A 16,449-nucleotide genomic window follows, 5' to 3' on the forward strand; every position below is an offset into this window, starting at 1 on the left:
TCAGGCCTCCCGGCTACGCGCACACATCATCGTCGCTTCGCAAACCACTTTACCGTCAACCAGCGCAACGCCTTTGAAACGGGTCAGGCCGCGGCGGGTTTTCTCGAAAGTGACTTCCATAATCATCTGATCGCCTGGTACTACCGGGCGTTTGAAACGTGCTTCATCGATACCCGCGAAGTAATACAGCTCGCCTGGTTCCAGTTTTCCAACGCTTTTGAATGCCAGAATCCCGGTGGCCTGCGCCATTGCTTCCAGAATCAGGACGCCCGGCAAAATCGGCTTACCAGGGAAATGCCCCTGGAAAAACGGCTCGTTTACAGAAACATTTTTTACTGCGCGCAGAAAACGACCTTCTTCAAAATCCAGCACGCGGTCTACCAGCAGGAACGGGTAACGGTGAGGCAGAAGTTCCAGAATCTCTTCAATGTGCAGAGTATGAGTGTCAGTAGTCAAAATACTCTTCCTGTCTAAATGTACTAAAAGGCAATAATAACACGGCCTGCGGCAATCTTTTAGCGAATGCAACAGGCCGGAAATGTCATGTGACCAAATGATGAATTAGTCTTGTTGATTAACCTTGCGCTCAATCGCTTTCAGGCGCTTGCTCATCTCGTCAATATTCATCACCAGCGCAGCGGTTTTACGCCACGCCTTGTTCGGCTGCAGCGGAATACCGGAGGAGTATACGCCTGGTTCGCTGATAGGACGCATCACCATCCCCATCCCCGTGACGGTGACCTTATCGCAGATTTCCATATGGCCGTTAATCACGCTGGCGCCGCCAATCATGCAGTAGCGGCCGATTTTCAGGCTGCCTGCCATGATGACACCGCCGGCAACCGCGGTATTGTCGCCAATCACCACGTTATGCGCAATCTGGCACTGGTTATCAATGATAACCCCGTTGCCAATCACGGTATCGTCCAGCGCGCCGCGGTCAATTGTGGTGCAGGCGCCGATCTCCACGCGATCGCCAATAATGACGCGACCCAGCTGCGGGATCTTCACCCAGTTGCCGCGATCGTTGGCGTAGCCGAAGCCATCCGCGCCGATCACCGTGCTGGACTGGATCAGGCAATTCTCGCCGATCTCAATCTCATGGTAAACGGTCACATTGGCCCACAAACGCGAGCCGGCGCCTATTTTCGTATTTTTCCCAACGAAGCAGCCTGCGCCGATGACCACGTTATCGCCCAGCTCTACCCCGGATTCGATAACGGCGTTGGCGCCGATGGCAACGTTGCTACCCAGCTTCGCCGTCGGATCGATAACCGCGCTCGGCGCGATATCCTGTGCCGGCTGCGGCGTGGTATCCAGAATTTGAGCCATGCGCGCGTAGGTCAGGTAGGGATTACGCACTACCAGCGCGGCGCTATGGGCAAAAGGCAAATCATCCTGCGTCATCACAACGGCAGAAGCCTGGCAAGCGGCCAGGTGTTCACGGTACTTAGGGTTGACCATGAAAGTGATTTGGCCCGTTTTCGCGCTCTGCATGGACGCAACGCCGGTGATGACGATATCGCCATCACCGTGTAATTCTGCATCCAACTGCTGCGCAAGATCAGCCAGTCGAATTGAAGGCATTACTTATTTAACCTGTTTCAGCACATCAGCGGTGATGTCTTTTACATCGCTGCTGTTGTATGCAACGGCATTCGCGTCAACCACCAGATCGATGCTCTGATCTTTCGCTACGCTCTGTACGGCAGTCTGGATACGGGTCACCAGTTTACCACGCTCTTCGTTGGAACGACGAGCGCGATCCTGTTCAAACGCCTGCGCTTTCTGGGAGAAGGTCTGGCGCTGAGCCATCACGTCTTTTTCCAGTTTGGTACGATCGGCGCCCGGCTTCATGGACTGCAGACGCTGCATTTTAGACTGCAGGTCGCCTTCCATACGCTGCAGTTCGCTAGCGCGGCCTTTGAACTCGTTTTCCAGCGTGTTGGAAACGCCAGTTTTCTGGGCAACCTGTTGGAACAGGCTGTTCATGTTCACCAGGGCAATTTTATCTGCCGCCTGAGCGGAAGTTACCATTGCCAAACCCAGACCTGCAGCTAATAACCACTTTTTCACAATAAACTCCTTACCATCCCATGAGTACCCAGGGGTACCGTTATTTGCGTGGCGAGGCGATAAACGCGTTATCGCCTACGGTCAGCGCTATACTGCACTTGCATTCCATTGCCGCCAACAATTACCAGGTTTTACCAATGTTAAACTGGAACTGTTCGGCTTTGTCTCCATCGTACTTTTTGAACGGTTGGGCGTAGGAGAAGACCAACGGCCCCAACGGCGACATCCACTGCACGGCAATACCCGCAGACATACGGATGTTGCTCGGATCGCTGTAATCCGGATAACCGCCATACGCGCTCGAATCCCAGTGAGTATCCCATACGGTACCCATATCCCAGAAGAAGGAAGTCCGGACCGAGTTCGCATATTTGTCACTAATGAACGGCGTCGGGGTAATCAGCTCCAGGCTGGCCACCGCCATCGCGTTACCGCCCACCGCATCATCGGATTTACACGGTGCGGATTCGGTGCTCTTACATTCATTATCGTAGCTGTCATCATCGTCATGACGGCTGCTTGCCGGGAAATACACTGCCTTCGGACCAATGGTGTTCGACTGGAAGCCACGCACGGTGCTGGAGCCACCGGCATAGAAGTTCTCATAGAACGGCATCTCTTTGCCGCCGATACCATCGCCATAGCCAAAGCGGGTACGACCCAGCACCACCCATTCATGATCGTTGTCGATCGGCACATAGGTGGCGGTATCCAACGTCGCTTTGTAGTATTCGTTGTCCGAACCCGGAATGGTCACTTTACCGTTCAGGTTGACGCGCGAACCTTCCGTTGGGAAGAAGCCGCGGTCAAGCTTGTTATAGGTCCAACCGTAGTTGAAGGTGAAGTCATTCGCACTGAACGAGTTCCGGTCGTTGGTGTTGTCCGGATACTGGCCCATCGAGTTCAGGTAACGCCACATCGCCACCTGCGGCTGCATATTGGACAGGGAGTTATGCACATACCCGACGCCGGCGCGCAGCGTGTTGTATTCGTTGACCGGGAAGCCCAGCGTGATGTCTGTACCATAGCTTTTGTTAGTATAGTCAGACAGATCCGCATCGTTCGCATCAAAGTCATTATAGAAGACACGGCCGCCGAGGCTCACACCGTCTACGGTGAAGTACGGGTTGGTCACCGACAGCTCGGTATAGGTTTGGTAGTCGTTTTTGGTGCCGTTGATCCCGACAGCATAGCCAGTACCTAACCAGTTATCCTGCTGAACGCCCGCCTGGAAGCTGACGCCGCTCTCGGTACCGTAACCGATACCGAAGTTGAAGCTACCGGTGTTACGCTCTTTCACCTTGTAGACTACATCGACCTGGTCCGGGCTGCCCGGGACGCGCTGGGTATCGGTATCGACCGTTTCGAAGAAGCCTAAACGGTTGAGACGGTCTTTACCCTGATCGACGAGGTCGCTGCCCAGCCACGCGCCTTCCATCTGGCGCATTTCGCGGCGCAGAACGGCATCTTTGGAGGTGTCGTTGCCTTCGAAGCGAATTTTACGCACGTAATAGCGGTTGCCCGCATCGACGTTGACGTGCAGCTTAACGGTTTTATCGCTGTCGTTGATCTCCGGCTGCGACTGCACGCGCGGGTAGGCGTAACCATAACGACCCAACAGTTTCTTGATGTCGTTTTCCATCTTGGTCACTTTCGCGCCGTTATACAGTTCACCCGGCTCGACTTTGGTCAGCGCTTCGATTTCCGCGGAATGGCCGGCGAGGTTGCCCGTCACCTGCACCCCGGAAAACTTGTACTGATCGCCTTCGGTGATGTTGACGGTGATGTAGATCCCTTTCTTATCCGGCGTCAGGCTGACCTGGGTAGAATCGATGTTGAAACGGGCATAGCCGCGATCCAGGTAGTAGCTGCGCAGGGTTTCAAGGTCGCCCGCCAGCTTCTGCTTCTGGTATTTACGGTCGCCGACCACGTTCCACCACGGCACTTCATCGCGCAGCTGGAAGTGGGAGATCAGCTCATCAGTCGAAAACGCATGGTTGCCGACGATGTTGATCTGCTGAATTTTAGCGGAGACGCCTTCCTGGAAGACCAGTTTCAGGTCGACACGGTTTCGCGGCAGCGGGGTAACCACCGCTTTGACGCTGGCGCTGTATTTACCGACGCTGTAGTAGAAATCCTCGAGACCCTTCTCGATGTCCGCGATGGTCGTGCGGTCAAGCGACTCGCCCACCCGAACGCCAGAGGCCTCAAGGTTCTGCTTGAGCATGTCATCTTTCACCGACTTGTTGCCGGAGAAAGTGATGCTGGCGATCGTCGGACGCTCTTTCACCTGCACCAGCAGGGTATCACCATCGCGCAGGACGCGGACGTCCTCGAAGTTGCCAGTGGCAAACAGCGCGCGAATAGTGTTACTGATATCATCGTCGGTCACCGTATCGCCAGGACGCACTGGCATACTGAGGAGGGCCGCACCAACAGCGACACGCTGCAAGCCTTCGAAATGAATGTCCTTCACCACGAACCCTTCAGCACCGTATACAGTCGCGCTGCTAAACAGCAGCGACGCTATGAGCAACTTTTTCATCGCCATCGTTATTATGCGTTCTTCCTAACAAACTCTCTTATAACCGAGAGAAATCATTGAAAAGTGCAAGCCCCATTAACAGCACCAGCAGTATTGAGCCAATGCGATAACTAAAGTCTTGAACTCGCTCGGATACCGGCCCGCCCTTCAGCTTTTCAATCGCCAAAAACAGCAGATGTCCCCCATCCAGTACGGGTAGTGGGAACAGGTTGATGATTCCGAGGTTCACGCTAATCAGCGCAAGGAACATCAGATAATAAATCAACCCAAACTCCGCTGACATTCCAGCCCCTTGAGCGATAGAGATCGGCCCACTGAGGTTGTTCAGTTTGACATCACCGGTTATCAATTTACCCAGCATCCTGACCGTCAGCGACATCAGCTGCCAGGTTTTATCCGTGGCTTCAGCGATGGCGGCAAACGGTCCGTACTGACGTACTGTCTTGTATTCTTCAGGCAGCGGGATGACCTTTGGCACCACCCCTGCGAACCCTTCTGCCTTACCTTTCACCGTTTTTGCATCCGGCGTCAGGGTTAACGGCAGCGCACTCCCCTGCCGTTCAATCTCCAGCGCCAGCGCTTTGCCCGGATTATCGCGCACCAGATTAACAAACGTCATCCACTGCGTTAACGGTTGTCCATCGACTTTAACGATCCGGTCGCCCGCTTGCAAACCTGCTTTCTGAGCTGCCGAGCCCGCCTGGACTTCCGCCAGCACCGTATCAATCTGCGCGCTGCGCGGCTGGATCCCTAGCGACGTCACGGGATCTTGCTTGTCTGGCTCAAACGCCCAGTGCCGCAGATCGACGATTTTATCCTGGCGCTGATTGGTCCCGAAAGGGGCGACGGTAAGTATTGTTTGCGGGTTGCCGATTTTGGCCACCAGCTGCAGACGCACCGCATCCCAATCAGGCGTTTCGATACCATCTATCGCTTTAAGTTCCGTGCCTTTTGCAATTTGTGCTTGCGCGGCAACCGAATTGGGGGTTATTTCACCCACTACCGGGCGAACTCCAGGAACGCCGATGATGAAGACCAACCAGTAGGCAAAGATAGCGAAAAGGAAGTTAGCGATGGGACCGGCGGCAATCACCGCCGCACGCTGGCCGACGGTTTTATTATTGAAAGCGTAGTGGCGCATCTCCGGCGCCACCGCTTCAACACGCTCATCCAGCATCTTGACATAGCCGCCCAGCGGGATCAGGGCAATGACGAACTCCGTACCCTGCTTATCCATCCGCCGCCACAGCGCTTTGCCGAAGCCGATAGAAAAACGCTCAACCCGGATACCGCAGCGGCGCGCTACCCAAAAATGGCCAAACTCATGCACCGTAATCAGTACGCCAAGCGCAATGATAAAAGCTGCCAGATTCCAGAGCACGCTCAGCATATAACCTTCCGTCAAATCGTCCTGAAGACCAACAGTAGCAGACAGGCGAAGACCGGCACCGCCGCCGTCAGGCTGTCGATACGATCGAGAATACCGCCATGTCCGGGAATCAAGTGCCCGCTATCCTTAATGCCGGCCTCGCGCTTAAACATACTTTCCGTCAGATCGCCCAGCACCGAAGCCAGGGCTGCCACCACCGAACAGACCAGCAGCACCGTTGGCGTAACGTCAAGATGGGCCCACACCCCGTAGGCCCAGGAGATCACTGCCGCGGTCAGCAAACCGCCAAAAAAGCCCTGCCAGGTTTTCCCCGGCGAGACCTTCGGCGCCAGCTTGTGCTTGCCAAACATTTTGCCAAACATATAGGCGCCGGAGTCCGCGCCCCAGACCAGAATCATCACATACAGGAGCCACAGCGCGCCGCTGTAATGGTTATCGGTATAGTGCCAGGCGCGCAGCGCCAGCATGCCCCAGAAAAACGGGACGATGGTCAGGATACCGAAGATAAGGCGCAGCACTTTCGAGTGCCGCCAGAATGCCGCCGACGCCGGATAAGAGAGCACCAGCAGCAGCGCGACGATCCACCAGGCGAAAGAGGCCCACAGCGAGCCTTCAACCATCGGTTGATGAACGTCATAATGGTATTCCGGCAGCAAAAACAGCATCGCCGCCAGCAGAAGGCCGCACAACACCGCCAGCCAGACCCGCTGCGACGTCGAGGTGAAACCGCTCAGTTGCCCCCACTCCCACGCGGCGAGCATACAGACCACCAGGGTCACGATAGCAAACCCCATCGGCGGCAATAAAAACAGCGCCGCAATGACGACGGGGATTAAGACGAAAGCAGATATCAGGCGATACTTCAGCAAAAGTGACCCCCATCAGGCATGACTGCCACCCGGCTCAGTGCCGCCGAAACGACGCTCTCGATTAACAAAGGCATGGAGTGCACCTTCAAAGTCCTGTTCAGCAAAATCGGGCCAAAGAACATCCGTAAAGTAAAGTTCGGCATAGGCAATTTGCCAAATCAGAAAATTACTTATTCGGTGCTCTCCCCCGGTCCTAATAACTAAATCTACGGGAGCCAGTTCATGCATGCAGACCTGCTGACTCAGCATGTCTTCCGTGATCTGCTCAGGCAGCAGCGTCCCGTCCTGTACCTGTTTCGCCAGAAAACGAACGCCCTGGGTAATATCCCAGCGACCGCCGTAATTGGCCGCAATATTCAGCGTTAAGCCGGTATTGTTCGCGGTCAGCGCTTCCGCTTTGCGGATACGCTCCTGCAGGCGCGCATTGAAGCGCGTGGTGTCGCCAATAATCCGCAAACGCACATTGTGTCGGTGCAGGCTTTTGACTTCGCTATCCAGCGCCCAGACGAACAGTTCCATCAGCGCACTGACTTCCTGAGCCGGACGGTTCCAGTTTTCGCTGCTGAACGCGTATAACGTTAACGCCTCAATTCCATTATTCGCCGCGAAAGAGACCGCGCGACGCACGGATTTCGCACCGGCCTTGTGCCCGAAAGCGCGAATTTTACCTTGCCGTTTCGCCCAACGGCCGTTGCCATCCATAATAATGGCGACATGACGGCAGCCATGTGTAGGCGATATTTCGCTGACAGTTTGATTAGCAGACAACATCACGCGTTTTAAGTCCATAATAAGGATTAACTAGCCACCAAACAGAGGCCACCGGGCCGCGCTGGATACGCATTTTTATCCGGTGCCGGGGCTGCAGCCAATCGCAGAGAACAACCAAAAGCTTTACGCAAAAAAGCCGTGTTTTGCCACGGCCACCGTAATCTTCAACAACAAAATGCAACGATCGGGTGGCGCAGACTATATCACTGAAGCTTTGCGCCCACAAATATCACCGCGTTACGCCTGGGTGACCAACCGCTTCAGCTGTTGATGAGCAACCGCGCGGGCCTCAGCGTCGATAACCAGAACGTCATCAATGCTTTGCGGCTCCAGCAGGTTCATCTTATCCAGCACCGCCAGGTTAACCGCCGCAATATCGGTAAAGCGGATATCGCCCTGCAGAAACGCGGCAACCGACTCTTCATTGGCCGCATTCAGCGTGGTGGTCGCCGCCTGGCCGACGTCAAACGCCTCCATCGCCAGCTTCAGGCACGGATACCGCGTATAGTCTGGCGCGGAGAAGCTCAGATTGCTCAGCTGACAGAAGTCCAGCGGCTTAGCGCCGGAGTTCAGCCGCTGCGGCCAGCCCATGGTATGGGCGATCGGCGTGCGCATATCCGGTTCCCCAAGCTGCGCCAGCACGCTGCCGTCCTGATAGCGAACCATCGAGTGGATCACCGACTGCGGATGGATAAGGACCTCCATCTGCCGGGCCGAGGCGTTAAACAGCCAGCGCGCTTCAATATATTCCAGACCTTTGTTCATCATCGTGGCGGAGTCGACGGAGATCTTGCGTCCCATCGACCAGTTGGGATGACGGCAGGCCTGATCCGGCGTCATCGCCGCCAGTTCAGCTACCGCTGTCTCGCGGAAAGGCCCGCCCGAGCCGGTCAGCAGAATGGACGAAACGCCGTTCTGCGCCAGGTCAGCGTATCCCAGATGCTGCTGAATTGTCTCCGGCATACTCTGAAAAATCGCGTTATGTTCGCTGTCGACCGGCAGCAATCGCGCCCCCGACCGTTGAACCGCCTCCATGAACAAGCGACCGCAGGTCACCAGCGACTCTTTATTCGCTAACAACACCGTTTTTCCGGCGCGGATCGCCGCCAGCGTCGGCACCAGACCCGCCGCGCCGACGATAGCCGCCATTACCTGATCGACCTCCTCCAGCGCCGCGACCTCTGCCGCCGCCTGCTGGCCGCTCAGCACCTCGGTACGGCAGCCATGTTCCTGCAGACGGGTGCGCAACCGCTCAGCGCTTTGCGCATCGTCCATCACGGCGTAACGGGGGGTAAATTCAAGGCATTGTTCAACCATACGGTCAACGTTTTTCCCCGCGACCAGCGCGGCGACGGAAAAGCGACCGGGATTATGGCGTACCACGTCCAGCGTGCTACAGCCAATGGAGCCGGTCGAACCGAGAACGGTTAATTGCTTCATGAGACGTCCAGAAGAGTGGAAACAGAATAAAAAGCAAAACGCCGCCAGCAAGCCCCTACGCAGCAATTATCAGGGATAAGACGGCGGCATCAGGCCTTCAACTTAGCGCTAAAGGCTACAAGGCCAGCGGTCGCAACGCAATCCCGAGAATTGAGCGTACAGTCTTCTGTACGGCGTTTCGGATTTTACTCAGGCCAGACGCTGTCAGGCCCGAGTAAGGGCAGAGCATCAGAACTGCATCAGTTCCGCTTCTTTGTCTGCCAGCGCCGCGTCAACTTTCTTGATGGCGGCGTCAGTCATTTTCTGCACGTCGTCCTGAGAACGGCGATCGTCATCCTCGCTGATCTCTTTCTCTTTCAGCAGCGCTTTGACTTTGTCGTTGGCGTCGCGGCGAACGTTACGTACGGCAACGCGCGCCTGTTCAGCTTCACCACGCACGATCTTGGTCAGATCTTTACGACGCTCTTCGGTCAGCGGCGGCAGCGGAACACGAATATCGCTACCGGCAGAGCTTGGGTTCAGACCGAGGTCGGACGCCATGATCGCTTTTTCAACAGCCGCGGACATAGAACGGTCAAAGACGTTGATTTTCAGGGTACGGGAGTCTTCGACGGTGACGCTGGCCAGCTGGCGCAGCGGGGTCGGCGTACCGTAGTATTCAACAACAATCCCGTCCAGCAGGCTCGGAGAAGCACGACCCGTGCGAATTTTGCTGATTTGGTTTTTGAATGCTTCGACGCATTTTTCCATGCGGATTTCAGCATCTTTTCTGATATCGCTAATCACGTTACGAATCCTTGAAAGCTTGTCTCAGTCAGACCAGACGGGGCACCCGTCGGAAAATGAGCTAAGTATAGTCAGATTTAATGAAAATCACCGGGTAATATCCCCGCGAAAGTAAAGCGGAATCTTACCCGGATTTGGCGCTGACGGGAATTATTCCGTGATCAATGTGCCTTCTTTTTCGCCCATCACCACGCGACGCAGCGCGCCAGGTTTGTTCATGTTGAAGACGCGAATCGGCAATTTATGGTCACGCGCCAGGGTGAAGGCCGCCAGATCCATCACTTTCAGCTCTTTTTCCAGCACTTCGCTGTAGGTCAGCTGATCGTACATCGTGGCGGAAGGATCTTTGGCCGGATCGGCGGTGAATACGCCGTCAACCTTGGTGGCTTTCAGCACCACATCGGCTTCAATTTCAATCCCGCGCAGGCAGGCTGCGGAATCGGTGGTAAAGAACGGGTTGCCGGTACCCGCGGAAAGGATCACCACGCGGTTGTTGCGCAGCAGGCTGATCGCCTCTGCCCAGCTGTAGTTGTCGCACACGCCGTTCAGCGGAATGGCGGACATCAAACGAGCGTTCACATAGGCGCGGTGGAGCGCATCGCGCATCGCGAGGCCATTCATAACCGTAGCCAGCATGCCCATGTGGTCGCCCACAACGCGGTTCATACCCGCTTTCGCCAGACCAGCACCACGGAACAGGTTACCGCCACCAATTACTACGCCAACCTGAATACCCAGCTCAACCAGCTCTTTGATCTCTTGAGCCATGCGGTCAAGTATGCTTGCATCAATACCGAAGCCTTCTGAGCCCTGCAGCGCTTCGCCACTTAATTTCAGCAGAATACGTTTGTAGACGGGTTTTGCATTGGTAGCCATGTTTCTTTCCTGAGACTGTCAACGAATGAGATGTGAGAATTCCGGCGACATTGTATGTCGCATTTCAGCGCGGTCACTATAAGCAGTTGGCTGAATTTACAAAATGGGCGCAAAAAGAAGCCGCCCTCAGGCGGCTCCTTGTAAAAATTAAGACTGCTTGGACATCGCAGCAACTTCTGCTGCAAAGTCAGTCTCAACTTTCTCGATGCCTTCGCCCACTTCAAAGCGGATGAAGCCAGTCACGTCAGCGTTGTGCTCTTTCAGCAGCTGACCAACAGATTTGCTCGGCTCCATGACGAAAGGCTGACCAGTCAGAGAAACTTCGCCGGTGAATTTCTTCATGCGGCCTTCAACCATTTTCTCTGCGATTTCTTTCGGCTTACCGGACTGCATCGCGATGTCCAGCTGAACCTGGTACTCTTTCTCTACCACTTCAGCAGACACGTCTTCCGGCTTAACGAATTCCGGCTTGCTTGCGGCAACGTGCATTGCCAGCTGCTTAACCAGCTCTTCGTCAGCGCCTTTAGCGGCAACCAGAACGCCGATGCGCGCACCGTGCTGGTAGCTGCCCAGAACGTCGCCTTCCAGAACAGCGATACGACGGATGTTGATGTTCTCACCGATTTTAGCAACCAGGGCAACACGTTCTTCTTCGAACTGCGCTTTCAGAACTTCAACGTCGGAGATTTTACCCGCAACAGCGGCGTCCAGTACTTTGTCAGCAAATGCCTGGAAACCACCATCTTTAGCAACGAAGTCAGTCTGGCAGTTAACTTCCAGAATGTAACCGTAGTTGCCTTCGATTTTGGTTTTGATCACGCCGTCAGCAGCCACGTTGCCTGCTTTCTTCGCCGCTTTGATCGCGCCGGATTTACGCATGTTTTCGATTGCCAGCTCGATGTCGCCATTCGCTTCAGTCAGCGCTTTTTTGCAATCCATCATGCCTGCGCCAGTACGTTCGCGCAGCTCTTTTACCAGGGAAGCGGTAATTTCAGCCATTCTAAAATCCTCGGGAGATGTGGATACTGCCCGGCCAACGGCCAAACAGCGTAAATTGAAAAAAGGGGCCGATAATGGGCCCCTATTCATACACGGTACTAATAAGGGCTTAAACCTTATTATTCAGCTTCTACGAAGCTTTCTTCCGCCTGAGAAGCCAGGTCCTGAGAGCGACCTTCACGAACGGTAGCAGCAACAGCGCCCAGGTACAGGCTTACTGCGCGGATTGCATCGTCGTTACCCGGGATAACGAAGTCTACGCCGTCCGGATCAGAGTTGGTATCAACGATAGCAAATACCGGGATGCCCAGGTTGTTTGCTTCTTTGATAGCGATGTGCTCGTGGTCAGCGTCGATAACGAACAGTGCGTCCGGCAGGCCGCCCATGTCTTTGATACCGCCCAGGCTGTTTTCCAGCTTGTCCAGCTCACGAGTACGCATCAGCGCTTCTTTTTTGGTCAGCTTGTCGAAAGTACCGTCCTGGGACTGAGTTTCCAGGTCTTTCAGACGTTTGATGGACTGACGAACGGTTTTCCAGTTAGTCAGCATACCGCCCAGCCAGCGATGGTTCACGAAGAACTGGTCGCAGCTCAGAGCAGCGTCTTTTACCGCTTCGCTTGCAGCGCGCTTAGTACCAACGAAAAGGATTTTACCTTTACGAGCAGCGATCTTGTTCAGTTCAGCCAGAGCGTCGTTGAACATCGGTACGGTTTTCTCAAGGTTGATGATGTGAACTTTGTTACGCGCACCGAAGATGAACGGCTTCATTTTCGGGTTCCAGTAACGGGTCTGGTGACCGAAGTGAACACCAGCCTTGAGCATGTCGCGCATGGAAACAGTTGCCATGTTTAAAACCTCTATAGATTAAATTGGGGTTATGCCTCCACGTATCCCATATTACCGACCCCGAAGGGCACCCCGGAATATGTGCCGATACGTGTGTGTTATTACACAAAGTGAGCGATGTCGCTTACGTCCCATCCTTGTGTATCTGAGATGGAACGGAAGTCCGGCGCGCTTTATATCACAAAATCCATCCAGACACCAACTCTTGTTGACGTCACGTGCTGTTAATGATTCTCAGTTTGGCACCAGCCTACCCGGACTGTTACCATTGACAGGACTTACTCTATTATTGTCGAAAATATCGACACTGCTGGACATACTCCATGGCTATCTCTATTAAGACATCTGAAGATATTGAAAAAATGCGCGTTGCCGGTCGCCTGGCCGCTGAAGTGCTGGAAATGATCGAACCCTGGGTTAAGCCGGGCGTCAGCACTGGCGAACTGGACCGTATCTGTAACGACTATATCGTTAACGAGCAGAAGGCCATTTCCGCCTGTCTCGGCTATCACGGCTATCCGAAATCCGTCTGCATTTCGGTCAACGAAGTGGTCTGTCACGGTATCCCTGACGACGGCAAGCTGCTGAAAGATGGCGATATCGTGAATATCGACGTGACCGTCATTAAAGATGATTTCCATGGCGATACCTCCAAAATGTTTATCGTCGGCAAACCGACGATTCTTGGCGAGCGCCTGTGCCGCATCACTCAGGAAAGCCTGTACCTGGCGCTGAAGATGGTGAAGCCGGGCATCAACCTGCGCACCATCGGCGCGGCGATCCAGAAATATGTGGAAGCGGAAGGGTTCTCCGTGGTTCGCGAATACTGTGGTCACGGCATCGGCCGCGGCTTCCATGAAGAGCCGCAGGTGCTGCACTACGACTCGCCGGAAACCAACGTCGTGCTCAAACCAGGCATGACCTTCACCATCGAGCCGATGGTCAACGCCGGTAAAAAAGAGATCCGCAGCATGAAAGACGGCTGGACGGTGAAAACTAAAGACCGGAGCTTGTCTGCGCAGTACGAGCATACTATTGTGGTGACAGACAACGGCTGCGAAATTCTGACGCTACGTAAGGATGACACCATCCCGGCGATAATCTCGCACGATGAATGATGAAAAGCCGGCGCCCGCCGGCTTTTTTATTAGATAGTTTTTTCTTATGGTGACGCGATGAGCAACTCATTACCTGACACAGCCTCCCCCCTTCTGCCCATCCCGCCGGAACATCCGGTAAGCTGGCCGCAGGGCGATCTGAACTGTGCCGCAATTAAGGCGCACATCGATACCTTTCAGCACTGGCTGGGCGAGGCGTTTGACGCCGGTATCGCCGCGGAGCAGCTCATTGCGGCGCGCACCGAATTTATCGACCAGCTGCTGCAGCGGTTGTGGATCGCCTGCGGCTTTGAATCCGTCTGCGACCTGGCGCTGGTGGCCGTCGGCGGCTATGGCCGCGGCGAGCTGCATCCGCTCTCTGACGTCGATCTGCTGATCCTCAGCCGCAAAAAGCTGCCGGACGACCAGGCGCAAAAGGTCGGCGAACTGCTGACGCTGCTGTGGGACGTCAAACTGGAGGTAGGCCACAGCGTGCGCACTCTCGAAGAGTGTCTGCTGGAAGGGCTTTCGGATCTCACCGTCGCCACCAACTTAATCGAATCGCGCCTGCTGATCGGCGACGTCGCGCTGTTCCTTGAACTGCAAAAACATATTTTTAGCGACGGCTTCTGGCCATCAGAAAAGTTCTTCGCCGCGAAAGTCGAAGAGCAGAACGTCCGTCATCAGCGCTATCACGGCACCAGCTATAACCTCGAGCCGGACGTGAAAAGCAGCCCCGGCGGCCTGCGCGATATCCATACGCTACAGTGGGTGGCTCGCCGCCATTTCGGCGCCACCTCGATGGATGAGATGGTCGGCTTCGGCTTTCTGACCGAAGCCGAGCGCAATGAGCTCAACGAGTGTCTGCACCAGCTGTGGCGTATCCGCTTCGCGCTGCATCTCGAACTCACTCGCTATGACAACCGCCTGCTTTTCGACCGCCAGCTCAGCGTCGCCCGCCGACTCGGCTATGAAGGCGACGGCAACCAGCCGATTGAGCATATGATGAAGGACTTCTTCCGCGTCACCCGCCGGGTGAGCGAGCTGAACCAGATGCTGCTGCAGCTGTTTGAAGAGGCCATCCTCGCCCTGACCGAGGATGAAAAACCGCGCCCGATCGATGATGATTTCCAGCTGCGCGGCACGCTGATCGATCTGCGTGACGATACGCTGTTTATTCGCGAGCCGCAGGCCATTCTGCGCATGTTTTATATCATGGTGCGCAACAGCACCATCACCGGCATCTACTCCACGACGTTGCGCCATCTGCGCCACGCCCGCCGCCATCTGACCCAGCCGCTGTGCTATATCCCGGAGGCGCGCACGCTCTTTCTCAGCATGCTGCGCCATCAGGGGGCAGTGAGTCGCGGACTGCTGCCGATGCATCGTCACAGCGTGCTGTGGGCCTATATGCCGCAGTGGTCCCATATCGTCGGCCAGATGCAGTTCGACCTGTTTCACGCCTACACCGTCGATGAACACACCATCCGCGTGATGCTCAAGCTGGAGAGCTTTGCTAAAGAAGAGACCCGTAGCCGTCACCCGCTGTGCGTGGAACTGTGGCCGCGCTTAACGCACCCGGAGCTGATTTTAATCGCCGCCCTGTTCCACGACATCGCCAAAGGGCGCGGCGGCGACCACTCGATCCTCGGCGCGCAGGATGTGCTGAAATTTGCCGAACTGCACGGGCTGAACTCCCGTGAAACGCAGCTGGTCGCCTGGCTGGTGCGTCACCACCTGCTGATGTCGGTCACCGCCCAGCGGCGCGATATTCAGGATCCGGAAGTGATTAAGCAGTTCGCCGAGGAGGTGCAAACGGAAAATCGCCTGCGCTATCTGGTGTGCCTGACCGTCGCCGATATCTGCGCCACCAACGAAACCCTGTGGAACAGCTGGAAGCAGAGCCTGCTGCGCGAACTCTATTTCGCCACTGAAAAACAGCTGCGTCGCGGCATGCAAAGCACCCCGGACATGCGCGAACGGGTGCGTCACCATCAGCTGCAGGCGCTGGCCCTGCTGCGGATGGACAATATTAATGAAGAGGCGCTGCATCAAATCTGGAACCGCTGTCGCGCCAACTATTTCGTGCGACATACGCCGACGCAGCTCGCCTGGCACGCCCGCAACCTGCTGCGCCACGATCTGAATAAACCGATGATCCTCCTGAGCTCGCAGGCCACTCGCGGCGGAACGGAGATTTTTATCTGGAGCCCGGATCGCCCTTACCTGTTCGCCGCCGTGTGTGGCGAACTGGACCGTCGCAACCTCAGCGTCCACGACGCGCAGATCTTCACCACCCGCGACGGCATGGCGATGGATACCTTTATCGTCCTTGAGCCTGACGGCAGTCCGCTGTCCGCCGACCGCCACGAGGCGATCCGCCAGGGTCTGGAACAGACCATCACCCAGCGCAGTTGGGAGCCCCCGGCGCCCCGTCGTCAGGCGGCAAAGCTGCGTCATTTTTCGGTGGACACCGAGGTGAATTTCCTGCCGACCCATACCGATCGCAAATCGTTTCTCGAGCTGATTGCCCTTGACCAGCCCGGGCTGCTCGCCCGCGTCGGTCAGGTGTTCGCCGACCTCGGAATTTCGCTTCACGGGGCGCGAATTACGACAATTGGTGAGCGAGTAGAAGATTTATTTATAATCGCTACCGCCGACCGGCGTGCCCTTAATAATGAGCTGCAACAAGAAGTGCAACAACGGTTGACAGCGGCCCTCAATCCAAACGATAAAGGGTGACGTATTTTTTTTA

At 55.6% G+C, this 16,449-nt stretch carries 14 protein-coding genes; 2 read left to right on the forward strand and 12 right to left on the reverse strand.

Features of this window, described 5'->3' with window-relative positions:
- The 12 genes from fabZ to rpsB all read right to left on the reverse strand — a co-directional run bounded on the left by fabZ (position 1) and on the right by rpsB (position 12,597).
- On the reverse strand, positions 1 to 456 hold the full coding sequence (gene fabZ, locus ABLV54_RS25025; RefSeq protein WP_004145858.1) for a 3-hydroxyacyl-ACP dehydratase FabZ: 456 nt from the start codon (positions 454 to 456) through the stop codon (positions 1 to 3).
- Between the two features lie 105 nt (positions 457 to 561).
- Positions 562 to 1,587, reverse strand: a complete 1,026-nt coding sequence (gene lpxD, locus ABLV54_RS25030; RefSeq protein ID WP_032452898.1) for a UDP-3-O-(3-hydroxymyristoyl)glucosamine N-acyltransferase — start codon at positions 1,585 to 1,587, stop codon at positions 562 to 564.
- A 3-nt stretch (positions 1,588 to 1,590) separates the two neighbouring features.
- Positions 1,591 to 2,076 (reverse strand): molecular chaperone Skp, encoded by a 486-nt coding sequence (gene skp / locus ABLV54_RS25035; RefSeq protein ID WP_002889325.1) that lies wholly within the window; start codon positions 2,074 to 2,076, stop codon positions 1,591 to 1,593.
- Between the two features lie 121 nt (positions 2,077 to 2,197).
- Positions 2,198 to 4,627 carry an outer membrane protein assembly factor BamA gene (gene bamA, locus ABLV54_RS25040; RefSeq protein WP_023292048.1) on the reverse strand — a complete coding sequence of 810 codons (2,430 nt, stop codon included), beginning with the start codon at positions 4,625 to 4,627 and terminating at the stop codon, positions 2,198 to 2,200.
- Between the two features lie 31 nt (positions 4,628 to 4,658).
- The gene (rseP, locus tag ABLV54_RS25045; RefSeq protein ID WP_004204451.1) at positions 4,659 to 6,011 is read right to left on the reverse strand and encodes a sigma E protease regulator RseP; all 1,353 of its coding nucleotides are present in this window, start codon (positions 6,009 to 6,011) and stop codon (positions 4,659 to 4,661) included.
- 11 nt (positions 6,012 to 6,022) lie between these two features.
- The gene (cdsA, locus tag ABLV54_RS25050; RefSeq protein ID WP_023292047.1) at positions 6,023 to 6,880 is read right to left on the reverse strand and encodes a phosphatidate cytidylyltransferase; all 858 of its coding nucleotides are present in this window, start codon (positions 6,878 to 6,880) and stop codon (positions 6,023 to 6,025) included.
- A 12-nt stretch (positions 6,881 to 6,892) separates the two neighbouring features.
- On the reverse strand, positions 6,893 to 7,651 hold the full coding sequence (gene ispU, locus ABLV54_RS25055) for a (2E,6E)-farnesyl-diphosphate-specific ditrans,polycis-undecaprenyl-diphosphate synthase (RefSeq protein ID WP_032429282.1): 759 nt from the start codon (positions 7,649 to 7,651) through the stop codon (positions 6,893 to 6,895).
- 237 nt (positions 7,652 to 7,888) lie between these two features.
- Positions 7,889 to 9,091, reverse strand: coding sequence for a 1-deoxy-D-xylulose-5-phosphate reductoisomerase (gene ispC / locus ABLV54_RS25060; RefSeq protein WP_044521082.1), 1,203 nt, complete (start codon positions 9,089 to 9,091; stop codon positions 7,889 to 7,891).
- A gap of 228 nt (positions 9,092 to 9,319) precedes the next feature.
- Entirely contained in the window at positions 9,320 to 9,877 is a 558-nt protein-coding gene (gene frr / locus ABLV54_RS25065) for a ribosome recycling factor (protein ID WP_002889308.1), read from the reverse strand.
- A gap of 150 nt (positions 9,878 to 10,027) precedes the next feature.
- Positions 10,028 to 10,753 (reverse strand): UMP kinase, encoded by a 726-nt coding sequence (gene pyrH, locus ABLV54_RS25070; protein WP_002889306.1) that lies wholly within the window; start codon positions 10,751 to 10,753, stop codon positions 10,028 to 10,030.
- Between the two features lie 147 nt (positions 10,754 to 10,900).
- Positions 10,901 to 11,752 carry a translation elongation factor Ts gene (tsf, locus tag ABLV54_RS25075; protein WP_004151930.1) on the reverse strand — a complete coding sequence of 284 codons (852 nt, stop codon included), beginning with the start codon at positions 11,750 to 11,752 and terminating at the stop codon, positions 10,901 to 10,903.
- 119 nt (positions 11,753 to 11,871) lie between these two features.
- Positions 11,872 to 12,597, reverse strand: a complete 726-nt coding sequence (rpsB, locus tag ABLV54_RS25080; protein ID WP_004204447.1) for a 30S ribosomal protein S2 — start codon at positions 12,595 to 12,597, stop codon at positions 11,872 to 11,874.
- 323 nt (positions 12,598 to 12,920) lie between these two features.
- Here rpsB and map point away from each other — a divergent pair, with 323 nt between their 5' ends.
- Positions 12,921 to 13,715 carry a type I methionyl aminopeptidase gene (map, locus tag ABLV54_RS25085; protein WP_004204446.1) on the forward strand — a complete coding sequence of 265 codons (795 nt, stop codon included), beginning with the start codon at positions 12,921 to 12,923 and terminating at the stop codon, positions 13,713 to 13,715.
- A gap of 57 nt (positions 13,716 to 13,772) precedes the next feature.
- Entirely contained in the window at positions 13,773 to 16,436 is a 2,664-nt protein-coding gene (glnD, locus tag ABLV54_RS25090; RefSeq protein WP_023292044.1) for a bifunctional uridylyltransferase/uridylyl-removing protein GlnD, read from the forward strand.
- Positions 16,437 to 16,449 lie beyond the last annotated feature (13 nt).

Source organism: Klebsiella sp. JB_Kp042, from assembly GCF_040065275.1.
In the GTDB taxonomy this organism is placed as follows: domain Bacteria; phylum Pseudomonadota; class Gammaproteobacteria; order Enterobacterales; family Enterobacteriaceae; genus Klebsiella; species Klebsiella quasipneumoniae.

What these genes read in the sequence shown, in the direction of transcription:
- ispU (WP_032429282.1), bottom strand. Translation starts at nt 7,651, where the DNA reads ATGTTGTCTGCTAATCAAACTGTCAGCGAAATATCGCCTACACATGGC.
- bamA (WP_023292048.1), bottom strand. Translation starts at nt 4,627, where the DNA reads ATGGCGATGAAAAAGTTGCTCATAGCGTCGCTGCTGTTTAGCAGCGCG.
- lpxD (WP_032452898.1), bottom strand. Translation starts at nt 1,587, where the DNA reads ATGCCTTCAATTCGACTGGCTGATCTTGCGCAGCAGTTGGATGCAGAA.
- glnD (WP_023292044.1), top strand. Translation starts at nt 13,773, where the DNA reads ATGAGCAACTCATTACCTGACACAGCCTCCCCCCTTCTGCCCATCCCG.
- ispC (WP_044521082.1), bottom strand. Translation starts at nt 9,091, where the DNA reads ATGAAGCAATTAACCGTTCTCGGTTCGACCGGCTCCATTGGCTGTAGC.
- map (WP_004204446.1), top strand. Translation starts at nt 12,921, where the DNA reads ATGGCTATCTCTATTAAGACATCTGAAGATATTGAAAAAATGCGCGTT.
- rseP (WP_004204451.1), bottom strand. Translation starts at nt 6,011, where the DNA reads ATGCTGAGCGTGCTCTGGAATCTGGCAGCTTTTATCATTGCGCTTGGC.
- pyrH (WP_002889306.1), bottom strand. Translation starts at nt 10,753, where the DNA reads ATGGCTACCAATGCAAAACCCGTCTACAAACGTATTCTGCTGAAATTA.
- rpsB (WP_004204447.1), bottom strand. Translation starts at nt 12,597, where the DNA reads ATGGCAACTGTTTCCATGCGCGACATGCTCAAGGCTGGTGTTCACTTC.
- tsf (WP_004151930.1), bottom strand. Translation starts at nt 11,752, where the DNA reads ATGGCTGAAATTACCGCTTCCCTGGTAAAAGAGCTGCGCGAACGTACT.